Consider the following 12449-nt stretch of genomic DNA (forward strand, 5'->3'; position numbering starts at 1 on the left):
GCTGATTGTTAAATCAGCCTTTTTTTTGTCTCAATGTATTCTACTATTTAACTAGATTTTCGACCTATTTTGGCTACGCTTAATACATTGCTCTTATGAGCATGACGAAGGAACACACATGAATTACTTACGCCGTTTTACAATTTTTCAGCGCCTCGCCATGTTAGTGAGTGTGGTCGTGATAGGGCTGATATTTTTGAGCGTCTCGAGTTTAACGCAGCAATACAGCTCGCTAAAGCAAGAGCAATACATAAAAACCCAAAACCTTGTTGAGTCAGCCTACTCTATTATTGAGCATAACTATGCGTTGTTTGAGCAAGGTAAGCTGAGTGAGCAACAAGCCAAGCAAGCAGCCCTCGAAACAATTTCTGCACTACGTTATGACAATAACAATTACTTTTGGATCAACGATTATGAACCCGTTATGGTCATGCACCCGTTTAAGCCAGAATTAAATGGTAAATCGCTAGCGGGCAGTAAAGATCCAGATGGTGTGTTGTTATTTGTCGATATGGTTAATATCGTCAAAAAACAAGGTGAAGGTTTTATTCCCTACAAGTGGCCAAAGCCAGGTAAAGATCAGCCCGTTGATAAAATTGCCTACGTAAAAGGGTTTGCAAAGTGGCAATGGATTGTTGGCTCTGGTGTCTACATTGATACCATTGAAGAGGCGTTCTCGTCACTTCGTACCCATGTCATTATCACCGCGGTAGTGATTATTGCCCTACTGGTTGCGCTTAGCTACCTAATTGCCAATAGCATTCTTCGTCCGACACAACTTGCCGCAAATATGATGAAAGATATCTCACAAGGTGAAGGTGATTTAACTCAAAAGCTTGATGAAAACGGCAATGATGAAGTGTCTCGTTTGTCGCGCTACTTTAATTTGTACACGGCAAAAATGCGTGAGTCACTAAAACATGTTGCCGACAACGCAGAGCAAGTGAATCAGTTTGCCCACAGCGTTGATGATGCCAGCAAAACCAATCATTCATTTATAGAACTGCAAAACGACAGCTCAACTCAAGTGGCCACTGCGATGGAACAAATGACCCATCAAATTCATGATGTCAGTCAGAATGCTGAACAAGCTGAGCATGCCGCTAACGAAGCTGCACAAAATGCAGAAACGGGTAAGCAAGTTCTTAATAAGACCATCACCGCCATTGAAACCTTGTCGCGTAACATTGAACAAGTGAGTAAGGTTACTGCCGACCTTGCTGCAGAGAGTAACAACATAGGCTCAGTGCTTGATGTTATCCGCAGCATTGCAGAGCAAACCAACTTACTGGCACTCAATGCAGCCATTGAAGCAGCACGTGCTGGTGAGCAAGGTCGAGGCTTTGCCGTTGTAGCTGACGAAGTGAGAACTTTGGCAAGCCGTACAGGTAAAAGTACCGATGAAATTCAAGCTATGATCAGTAAACTACAAACCGGTGCACAAGCTGCTGTTGATGCTGTATCAGCAAGTCAGCAGTTATCAAGTGAAACGGTTTCACAGGCAGGTGAAGCAAATAGCTCCCTCAGTGAAATTGAACGACTAGTCACTATTATCAAAGATATGAATAGCCAAATTGCCCGCGCTACCGAGCAACAAACCAGCGCCGCAGATGAAGTTAACTTGCGGATTAATGAGCTTTCTCAATCAACCGAGCAATCACTGTCGAATACCCAAGGACTTTCCAACGCCAGTGATAATTTAAAGCATAGCTCACAAGCATTGAGCGATGTAGTTAACCGTTTCAAACTCGATTGATCACAGCAATTCAAAAGCCCTGCAATGGTTTGCGGGGTTTTTCTATAACCTTTCTTTTTTATCCTCTAGTAATTTTTGAAGCCACCAAAAACACAACCCACTGATTTAATTAGACCTTTATTAAATAGATAAAAAAAGATGATAAATAGATATTAACGAGATTTACATAAATAAATTAAAAAGGAACTAATGAGGTGTGCTGAATTAAATTGCCATTGGCATTTAATCACTATTACAAAAATAATAAGGAGCGATACCAAAGTGCCTTCAAGAAACATACACCCCAAAAAGAACACACACTTAAAGCGTACTATGTTAGCTGCAATTTGCACTTACTCGCTACTCGGAGTAACTAATCAAGCGCTGGCAGATACAACTCAAACAAAACAAATTCCATTACACTTTATAGTTGCAGCAACCGATAAAGATGGCGCTAATGCCAAAGTTGACCAAGCCACTATTGAGCAATCAATTGAAAACTTAAATTCACATTATCAAGGTACAGGTTACTCATATCACTATAAATCTACTGACTTCGTAACCAACGAAGAGATGCCTGGTTTTTATGACGACGATTACTCACCAGACAATAGAGTGTTATTTATTGAGCCTTATTTTGATAAATCAGCTTTAAATGTCATGGTCGCAGACTTTGATGGCGTCAATGGTAATGCGTTTTTTCCTTACTTTGGCGTAGATGGTGTGTTAATTGATACAGAAGATCTTGTTACAACGACACTCGCACATGAAATCGGCCATAACCTCAGTTTATTGCATACCTTTGCCGATGGTGATGATGAACCTATTTCAGTGCAAATCGGTGAACGTGGCTACTTGTACGGTGACCAGATAATCGACACCCCTCCTTCTTTTGATGACTTAGATGATGATATTGAAAATTGCGAATACACAGGCTCTGCCGAAGATGAAGAAGGTACTCCCTACGCCCCTGATGCCAAAAACATAATGAGCCAAGGAAAAAATACCTGCCGTACGCACTTTTCTGCACAACAAATAGACCGTATGCAGTACGTTTTGCAAAGAGATAAATACCATCTTTTTAATCAATTTGGTGAAGGTAGAACCGTACCAAACTGCGAAAACTCAATTATAGTTACTCAATTCCCACATATAGATGGCTTTAATTTTAATCAAGAAATAGCGCAGCCATGGGTTCAAGATGTAGCTAATAACGGCTTCTTTTTTAGAACCTCACCTGATTCAAATTCAAGCAGAACAGGTGCTGATGAACCCTTTGAGGGGCACAGCTATTTACAAATTGATAGTAGCAAACGGGATGACACTGATTTTGATGACATTGTATATGCCAAAAAAGGTGACAAATTAAACTACTTAAGCCCTTGCTATGACTTGAGCTTCATCGAAAAACCGACATTGGAGTTTTACTTCAATATGCACGGCAAAGATATGGGAACTAGTATTATCGAGGTATCCGCCGATAATGCGCAAACGTGGGCTGAGTTATGGCGAAAAGAAGGCCAACAACACTCCGACGGCGACATTTGGGAAAAAGTGACGGTTGATCTATCTAACTACAGAACAACTCCCGCACAGCTGAGACTAAGTCATATCATAGAAGGTGAAAAAGGTGATGCGTCATTTGATCTTTTCACTGTTTCGGGCACTCAACCTCAGCAAGATTATGAATTTAATAGTAATACTCTCAATATAGCCGAAGACGAAAATGAAGTAACATTCAAGGTCATTAAAAACTCAGGCTTAGATAGTAGTTCGAAAATACGAATTTACACCGAAGACGTGGATGCTATTGCTGGAGAAGATTATACAGCACTTGATGAGACCCTTACTTTTTCGAGCCAAGAAACTGAAAAAGAACTAGCTATAAATATATTTGATAATAATGAAGTTGATGGTTCTCGCTCTTTTAATATCAAACTAGCATCTGATGAAAGTGACATAATCTTCAATGAATCAATTGTAACGATTGAAGACAACGATGTTGATTTCAGCTATGAATTAGACATTTCAGACACACAAATATCTGAAAATAGCGGCCAACTATTAGTTGGTATAATCAAATCCGATCCAACCGATTTTGAAACAAAAGTTCGTATAAAAACGACGGATGATAGCGCGGTCGGCGGCACTGATTTTACAGCTCTTGATGAAGTACTTACCTTTGCTCAAGGCGAAACACAAAAAGACATTACGATCGACATTATTGATAATTCAGAGGTAGATGGCTCAAGACGCTTCACTCTCGTATTAGAGTCTGAATCATTCAATGAAAAATACGCTGATGAAGTAATCACAATCACCAATGAAGATGGTATTCCAGAGCATGCAACCCCAGATGATAAAGCAAGCGGCAGTGTATCAGGTTACTTTACACTAATGCTCGGCGCACTGTGCTTTATTCGTAGAAACCGAAAGAAGAACATAAAAGACTAAACCTGACCAAGCATAGGCTTTAGAGCACAGGGTTGTGTCTAAAGCTTATGCTTTTTAAACTTACAACTTACAAACAATAACGAGCGAATAAGCTGCTTACTGTTGCGGCGGTAGGCTTGCCATGTTGCCAATCACCACCTTCTACACCACTGCCTGCGATATCCATATGAACATACGGTAATGGCTGCGCTGATTCAGTACCATGTTTATCTAAACCACCAACAATCGCTAAGAATGCCATTGGGAACTGATGACCACGTGCAGTTACAGCAGAAGCTGCATTGTTACTTGATAGTACGTCATCAGCTAATGTGCGAGGGCGAATGAAGTCATAATCTTCACGGCGGCTACGAGATACTTCTGCGCCATCTGCCCATAAATCGCCTAAGTCAGCAATTTGGCGCGAAATTTTCGCCGCGCGAGCTGGACCATTTTCAACATACGCACTGTAAGGACCCATAGCACGTGCTGCGTGGCCTGTTAGTGTTGCAACAGTGAATAGCTCTGGATTCACTTCGTTTAAAGCGCGATCTTTCATTTCGCTTAGTAAGTCGCCCATAGCTAAACGGCCTTCAGCATCTGTGTTACCGATACGAACACGTACACCTTCGCGGCTAGTAATGATTTCATCAGGAACAAAACAATCAGAACCAATTGAGTTACGAACTACGGCTAAGTAAGCAATCACTTTTACGCCTTTTGGTGCAAAGTCAGCCACTGATTTCATAAAGCCAGCAACCGAAGCAGCACCGCCTTTATCACGGCTCATACCTGCCATAAAGCCACCCACTTTAAGGTCTGCACCACCGGTATCGTAAACTAAACCTTTACCAACAAACATTAAGGTACGCTCAACATCGCCTTCAGGCACGTATTCTAGTTTTACAACACGTGGGTGATGACGCTCAACAGCATAAGATGCGCGCGCTACGGTGCTCATCATTGGGTAATCTTTATCGATAGTGTTGATATCTGAAATCACTTCAACAGACACCTTACTACCAGCAAATAACTCAACGCAGTAGTCTGCAAAACGAGGTGGTGCCATACGCTCAGGCTCTGTACCACATAAATCACGTGCAGCGTATTGACCTGCAGCAATAGCATTAAGCGCTTTGCTCATTGCCTCGTCTGCACCCACTAGGCTAATTTGGCTAATTGGTTCAATCGCTTGGCCGTGGAACTCACGTGCCTCAAGTGGTTGCCAAAGCGCTTGGCAAGCACCTAAATAAGCCACTTCAAGGGCATGCTTGTAACGGCTATCTTGATTTACGTTAGCAAGTAAAATTGCAGGCTGAGTGCTACCCGATGCTTTCGCTTCTAGTACACCTTGCTTTGCTGCATCAAAGTAACGACGTACATCATCATAATCACGGTTTAGAGGGCCTGTAGGCGCTAAAATAACGCGTTTAGAGTCAATTACAAGTAATGTCACTTGTTTGCCAATACGTGCGTCTACAGCTTGTTGAGCGCTAATAGCTTGACTTAAGCTTGCGTCTGCTAAAGAAGAAAAATCATCACCGATAATAATCAATGCATCGTGATTTGCATCCGCTAGTTGAGGGGCTGCAACTGCATGAGGGTATGCCATAAAAAAGGTCCTGCTGTTAAAAACATAGGACCTTATTATCATTGATTTAGGGCGCTATTGCCAGCCAAGTAAGATAGCTTACTATAAGGCTGGCAAGCTAAGTTTACTGCTCTGTAATGTGTGCTGAGTCTTTACGATGCTTAACAATTACAGACCAAGCTTCAAGCATAACCAGTACGCTCACAACCAGTACTAACAAATCAAGTGTCACCAGTAACCAGTTACCTTGTTGATAGTACTCGCCCAATTTAATAACCCCAGCAAAGAACGCCATAACGAGTACAAAACTCATTGGTATAAGCGTGTATTTAGCTGGGCGATTCGCTTTAATTAACATTACCGAAATCACCAGTAAGGTTAAGCTTGCTAAGATTTGGTTAGTCGAACCGAATAACGGCCAAATGATCATACCGCCGCTACCGTCAGCGCCACCAGCTCCAAAGGCAAGCAGTAAACAGCTTAGAACTGCAATAAGTGTAGCTACAATACCATTACGAATGATGCTGATATTATAAATATCACCCCACTCTTGAATTATATAACGCTGCAGGCGTACGCCAGAGTCCATGGTAGTCCCCGCAAACAAGACCACCATCACGGCAAGTAAGGTTGATGCCACCTCTTGCGAGATACCCCAACCACTTTCAATTAAGTTAGCGCCACCATTAATAAAGGCGCTGACACTACCTGCACCTAAGTGACTATAAATTTCATGCCATTCTTCAGGTGATACAGCAAGTGCAACACCACTAACTGCAACGAGTGTTATAAGTGCAAGCATACCTTCGCCTACCGCACCTAAGTAACCCACAAAGCGGCCATCAGTTTCCTTGTTCAGCTGCTTAGAACTGGTACCTGAAGACACAATACCGTGGAAACCCGATACCGCACCACAAGCTATGGTCACAAATAGCAATGGAATAATACTTGGTGTATCAACCGCCGTTTGCGTATTAAACGCAGGCGCTGTGATATCTGGCATTGACACAAACACCGCACCGTAAAGAAGCACTAAGCCAACCAATAACTGCATACCGTTGATAAAGTCACGAGGCTGTAACAGCATCCATACTGGCAATAACGAAGCAATGGCTGCATAGATAAATAAGATAATGATCCAGTTCGCATTCGCACTTAGACCAAACATTTCATCAGGTAATGAAATTGGCATACCACTACCAAGGTAAATGGTGTAATAAAGAATTCCCACACCAACTAAACAAAGCGGAATTAACGACACTTTACGGCGTAGTAACTGGCCAATAACTAAGGCCACTACAATCGCTGACCAAGCGGGGAATACCGCGTTAGGTTGCGATACAAATGACTTGGCAATAACCACACCAAAAACGGCATTCACCATCAGCAGCACTAAGAACACCACAATCATAAATAGCGCACGGGTACGCTTACCAATTACGCTTTCAGATAAAGCGCCCATTGATTTGCCTTTGTTACGCGCGCTGGCCCAAAGAGCCCCCATGTCGTGAACACCAGCAAAAAAGATAGTACCAAATACCACCCAAAGTACCGCAGGCACCCAGCCCCAATATACGGCAATAGCAGGGCCAACAATTGGCGCAGCACCTGCAACAGAGGTGAAATGGTGGCCCCATAACACAACTTTGTTAGTTGGCACATAATCCACACCATCCTCAAGTTCATGAGCTGGTGTGACAAAATTATCATCCATTTTAAATATTTTTTCGGCGATGAATTTCGAATAAAAGAACCATCCGAACAACATACCGACTATTCCGAGCAGCACGATTACGACCGATTGCATAGTCATCTCTCTTATTAAGTTATAATGTTGTCTAAGGTGTTGAACTAGGCAGGCCTAGCACCCCAACTAGACACTAACAAACTTTCAAGCACCAAGGTGTTAACCTTTAGTCTAATATACTCAGCTGAAAATGCTCGTGAGCCTGACTCTTTATTCCGACACCTATCCCTAACAGGCGTACTGGCTGGTTATTACCTCGCTCATAGGCTTTGCTCATTAACTCAGCAAAAATGCGTTCGTCTAATTGATGGTGGCTTTGATCGGCACTGGTCACGACAAAATTGGCAAACTTGACCTTCACCGATAATTTATTGATGCGGTTGTTTAACTGTTGTTTATCAAGACGGCGGGTTAATTCATCCATCAAGCGGGGTAACTGGCTTAAACACTCGTCTAAATTATTTTTGTTGTATTCATAGGTGTGCTCAACACTGAGTGACTTTCGTACTCGCTCAGTTGACACTTTGCCAACGTACTCGCCTGCACACTTTTGATATAAAGAGACGCCAAAATTACCAATGTGCTGCTGCATCCAATTAACCCCTTTCGCACGCACATCAGCCCCTGTGTAAAGCCCTTTAAGTTGCAGCTTTTCTAAGGTCACCTTGCCAACGCCGGGAATTTTGCCAAGCGGTAAACTCGCCAAAAAGTCATCAACTTGATCGGGTAATACCACAAACTGACCATTAGGCTTATTTTCATCGCTGGCTATTTTGGCAATAAACTTTATTGGCGCAACGCCCGCTGAGGCTGTCAGCCCAGTGGTGTCATAGATTTCTTGGCGGATTTGCTGTGCCATGAGTGTTGCACTACCTTTGCATGCGGTACTGTCGGTTACATCAAGGTAGGCTTCATCTAACGATAACGGCTCAATAAGGTCAGTGTACTTTGCAAAAATGGCGCGAATTTGCGTGGAGATTTCTTTATAAACCTGCATTCGTCCGGGCACGATAACCAGATCGGGGCACAGTTGTTTGGCATGATAGTTAGACATGGCCGAGCGCACACCATATTTACGGGCAATATAGTTGGCTGTTGAAAGCACCCCGCGACGACTATTACCACCTATAGCCAGAGGCACATTGGCAAGCGCGGGGTTATCACGCATCTCTACAGCTGCATAAAAGCAGTCCATATCGATGTGAATGAATTTTTTCATCAGGAACACAACAACTGTTTATATATACAGTTATTATATTTAAACTTCCTGAGAGTGCAAGCTAAGAGGTTTGGCTTGTTTGTTGGTTTGGCTTTTTGCGACTGATAAGCCGTGCGCCAAATAACCAAAAGGCGGCTTCGAATAACAAGCCCACGACAATTAAAGCGATAAATCCTGACATTGTGCCCATGCTATAACAGAGCAAAGCTAGAGCAAGTAAGATGAAAAGTGCAATCCACTTTATCACCCTCAAGGTTAGTTGCTGCATAATTAAGGTCCTTTAATGTGTGTTCATTTTACTCACACTTTACGTAAGCGTGAACTTATAAATCTAGCACGATTTACTGAGATTTCTAATTTCCTTGAGCTAAAAGCATCATATTGCTAACCTAAGTTTTCTCACAATCAATGAAGATTTACTATGCAATCGTTTATAGAACAACACCCTATCAGAACCAAAATAAATGTCGCATGGGGTGAAATGGATGCCCTTCAACACGTTAATAATGTGGTGTACTTTCGCTACTTCGAAACAGCTCGTATCGATTTTTTCACTCAACTAGGCTTTCTTAAAGATTTACAAGTAACAGGTGTGGGTCCGGTGATCAGCGAGAACAATGCTCGCTATAAACGCCCAGTAACATTTCCTGATACGGTGCATGTTGGTGTTAAGATTAGTGACATTGAACACGATCGCTTTATGATGCATTACACTGTATTTAGTGAAAGCCAAGACGCAGTAACAACCATTGGCTCATCACAAGTGGTTATGTTTAATTTTAAAACGGGTAAAAAAGCTCAGTTAAATGATGAGTTATTAACTGCACTTAAAGCCCATTCTAGCGATTAACAAGGATCTATTATGCTTTATAGCCCACTAGGTCGAAGTGGTATTGATGTATCTCGTGTCTGCTTAGGTAGCATGACATGGGGTATGCAAAACAACCAAGCCGATGCCGATGAACAAATCGCCTATGCGTTAGATAAAGGCGTTAACTTTATTGATACCGCCGAAATGTATGCCGTTCCACCTTCTCCTGACACCTACGGTAAAACAGAAGAGATCATCGGTAATTGGTTAGCGCGAAATAAAGACAAACGCGATGATCTTGTCATTGCCACTAAAATAGCAGGTAACGGCTTACCGTGGGTCCGCGATGCAGGCGATATTACTCGCCAAGCAGTGGTTGAAGCCGTTGATGCATCTCTTAAACGCTTACAAACTGAGGTTATCGATTTATACCAATTACATTGGCCTAACCGTACATCACCGCACTTTGGTAAACAGTGGCCAGGTAAAGTATGTTTCTCAGAAGCTGACACTGAACAAAATATCGCGGGTATGTTAGATATTCTTGAAGGTCTAAATGACTGTATCAAGGCTGGCAAAATTAAGCATTGTGGTTTATCAGACGATACACCTTGGGGCATTAGCCAGTACTTGCGTTTAAGTGAGCAGCATAACCTTCCGCGTATGGTTTCTATTCAAAACGAATTTAGTCTCCTGCACGCCAAAGATTGGCCGTATTTGATTGAACAATGTATTCATGAAGATATTGCTTACCTACCTTGGTCACCGCTAGGTGGCGGCATGTTAAGCGGTAAGTACTTAAATGGTGCTCGCCCTGAAGGTAGTCGTTGGACGCTAGTGCAACGTAATGGTTTATTTAGAGACACAGTACAATCTCGCGCTGCGATTGCTGAATATGTTGAAATTGCTAACGCCTTTAATTTAACCCCTTCACAACTTGCATTGGCTTGGTGTAATCAAGTGGATGGCGTAAGCTCAACAATCATAGGCGCTACATCTATGGCGCAGTTAAAAGAAAATATCGATGCTTTTTCTGTGCAATTAAGCGATGAAGCTAACGATAAAATCGCTGACGTATTTAACCGTTATCCAATGCCTTTTTGAGCATCTCCCTGCAATATTAATAAGTCTATTAAATGATAGGCTTATTAATACTTATTCATCATTTTTACCTTTCTTCTACAACTTCACCAATACTTTAGTGTATGGTAATTCACAGCATTTAACTTTTTTGGTTGTTAATGAGTAAATACGTAAAACATATATTATGCATGATAATGGTGATAGTGCTTGTTCCTATAACCTATGCTTCAGAGCGGCTTTCTATAACTTGGCTCGAAACAGATAACAAACCTTTCTTTGTTGATAAATCTGAGCAATATCCTTTAGGTGGCTTGTGCAACAACATAACCGACTTACTGATTGAAGCAATGCCAAATTTTAAGCATCAAAAGTCACTATTGCCACCTAAGCGATTAAGCAAATATCTCGATGATGGACACTTAGCGTGTTACGCGTGCATGATCCATCGAGATAAAAAAACTAACCGTGCCACTTACTCTATTCCAACTGCAGTTTATCCATCCTTTAGCGTGTTAAGTACTGAAGAAAGAGCGCTAAAGATTAAGCAAAAACACGGTAATCCAGTGTCATTAATTTCATTATTGACTGATGCCAATTTTATTTATGGCCAAAATGATGCACGAAAATTTGGCAGTAAACTGGACGCAATAGCTAAAAATACTAAGCTTTATGAGAGTGCTGCATTAAGTGGCACCGGCAGCCATGCAAACCAAGCGCTACTATCGCAGTTAGAGCATGGCTACATTGATTACACAATTGATTACCCATTTGTTGCTGATTATTACAATCAACAAAACCAACAGAATATTCAAAAGCTCAGCATTGCTAATCCAACTCAAAATGTGGTTTTTGGTGCCATTGGTTGCTCAACAAATGCGCCTAATAATTATGCCGAAAAAGTACTTGCAGAAATCAATGAGGCGCTGAAAAACAAAGTACTGCCGAGTGAAAAATACCAGCAAAGCCAACGAATTTGGCTCGAACAAAGCTTTCCTGAGTTTTCAACTTATTATCAGCGCTCTATTTTAGACCCGCTTAAAGAGCCTGCCACTGATGAGATAACAGCTCCTGTTGATCATCCATAAGTGTTACAGCAAAGCTCGAATTTGCGACAACCTTCCCTACCCCTTCAGGCGTGCCAGTCATAATGATGTCGCCATCTTCTAGGTCCATAAAATCACTAATTTCAGCTAAGATTTGCTCTGCGTTATGGAGCATTAACCTTGTATCGCCTAGTTGAGTGTCTATTCCATCAATCTTTAGACTAAATTGATAATGACAACTGGCATTAACCGCAACAAATTCAGTAAAAAGCGCTGAACCATTAAATGCTTTTGCGCGCTCCCAAGGCAGGCCTTTTTCTTTAAGTGTGCTTTGTAAGCCTCGTTTGGTTAAATCAAGCCCAAGCGCAACCGCTGCCAGCTGTTTATCTTTAACTAAAAAGCAAAGCTCAGTTTCGTAATGTAGAGCCTCACCTAAGTGTTCGCTATTAAGAGAATCAGTGATGGCGCTATTTGGTTTTGCAAACAGCACCATATTTGTTGGTGTTTCATTGTTAAGCTCTGCAATATGCGCAGCATAATTACGACCTACGCAAATAATTTTGCTTGGGGTGAATACTTCTTTATTCCATTTCACTGATTGCACGCAAATACCTCTCGTTTTAACAAATGTAAAAGACTCAATTTTTTATTTTTAGCATTAACACGCCAATTTTGTACCTAAAATAAGTAAATTCATTGGTAGAATAATTCTCATAATAACATAAACATAGATATTACCTTTCACTATAAGCGTTATTTATGTTGACGATTGTTTTACTTTCTAATA

At 41.6% G+C, this 12449-nt stretch carries 10 protein-coding genes; 5 read left to right on the forward strand and 5 right to left on the reverse strand.

Features of this window, described 5'->3' with window-relative positions:
- Positions 1 to 118 precede the first annotated feature (118 nt).
- Both AOG27_RS08460 and AOG27_RS08465 read left to right on the forward strand, forming a co-directional pair.
- A complete protein-coding gene (locus AOG27_RS08460; protein ID WP_054552589.1) occupies positions 119 to 1756 on the forward strand; it encodes a methyl-accepting chemotaxis protein in 1638 nt (545 codons plus the stop codon).
- 312 nt (positions 1757 to 2068) lie between these two features.
- Positions 2069 to 4189 carry a Calx-beta domain-containing protein gene (locus tag AOG27_RS08465; RefSeq protein ID WP_054552590.1) on the forward strand — a complete coding sequence of 707 codons (2121 nt, stop codon included), beginning with the start codon at positions 2069 to 2071 and terminating at the stop codon, positions 4187 to 4189.
- Between the two features lie 67 nt (positions 4190 to 4256).
- On the opposite strand, the gene AOG27_RS08470 is transcribed toward AOG27_RS08465, so the two are convergent.
- The 4 genes from AOG27_RS08470 to AOG27_RS08485 form a co-directional block, all read right to left on the reverse strand.
- Positions 4257 to 5780, reverse strand: a complete 1524-nt coding sequence (locus tag AOG27_RS08470) for a M17 family metallopeptidase (protein WP_054552591.1) — start codon at positions 5778 to 5780, stop codon at positions 4257 to 4259.
- A gap of 103 nt (positions 5781 to 5883) precedes the next feature.
- The gene (locus AOG27_RS08475; RefSeq protein WP_054552592.1) at positions 5884 to 7566 is read right to left on the reverse strand and encodes a carbon starvation protein A; all 1683 of its coding nucleotides are present in this window, start codon (positions 7564 to 7566) and stop codon (positions 5884 to 5886) included.
- Between the two features lie 106 nt (positions 7567 to 7672).
- On the reverse strand, positions 7673 to 8725 hold the full coding sequence (dinB, locus tag AOG27_RS08480; RefSeq protein ID WP_054552593.1) for a DNA polymerase IV: 1053 nt from the start codon (positions 8723 to 8725) through the stop codon (positions 7673 to 7675).
- A gap of 61 nt (positions 8726 to 8786) precedes the next feature.
- Complete coding sequence (locus tag AOG27_RS08485; protein ID WP_054552594.1) at positions 8787 to 8993, reverse strand: hypothetical protein; 207 nt, start codon at positions 8991 to 8993, stop codon at positions 8787 to 8789.
- Positions 8994 to 9146: 153 nt separating this feature from the next.
- On the opposite strand from AOG27_RS08485, the gene AOG27_RS08490 reads away from it, so the two are divergent.
- From AOG27_RS08490 to AOG27_RS08500, 3 genes are all read left to right on the forward strand, one after another.
- On the forward strand, positions 9147 to 9575 hold the full coding sequence (locus AOG27_RS08490; protein WP_054552595.1) for an acyl-CoA thioesterase: 429 nt from the start codon (positions 9147 to 9149) through the stop codon (positions 9573 to 9575).
- A gap of 12 nt (positions 9576 to 9587) precedes the next feature.
- Positions 9588 to 10640 carry an aldo/keto reductase gene (locus AOG27_RS08495; protein ID WP_054552596.1) on the forward strand — a complete coding sequence of 351 codons (1053 nt, stop codon included), beginning with the start codon at positions 9588 to 9590 and terminating at the stop codon, positions 10638 to 10640.
- A 182-nt stretch (positions 10641 to 10822) separates the two neighbouring features.
- A complete protein-coding gene (locus tag AOG27_RS08500) occupies positions 10823 to 11704 on the forward strand; it encodes an ABC transporter substrate-binding protein (RefSeq protein WP_138600380.1) in 882 nt (293 codons plus the stop codon).
- On the opposite strand, the gene AOG27_RS08505 is transcribed toward AOG27_RS08500, so the two are convergent.
- Positions 11655 to 12266, reverse strand: a complete 612-nt coding sequence (locus AOG27_RS08505) for a fumarylacetoacetate hydrolase family protein (protein WP_054552598.1) — start codon at positions 12264 to 12266, stop codon at positions 11655 to 11657. The two genes, AOG27_RS08500 and AOG27_RS08505, sit on opposite strands and share 50 nt — an antisense overlap.
- Positions 12267 to 12449 lie beyond the last annotated feature (183 nt).

The sequence above is a fragment of the Pseudoalteromonas lipolytica genome, assembly GCF_001306915.1.
Taxonomy (GTDB): Bacteria; Pseudomonadota; Gammaproteobacteria; order Enterobacterales; family Alteromonadaceae; genus Pseudoalteromonas; species Pseudoalteromonas simplex.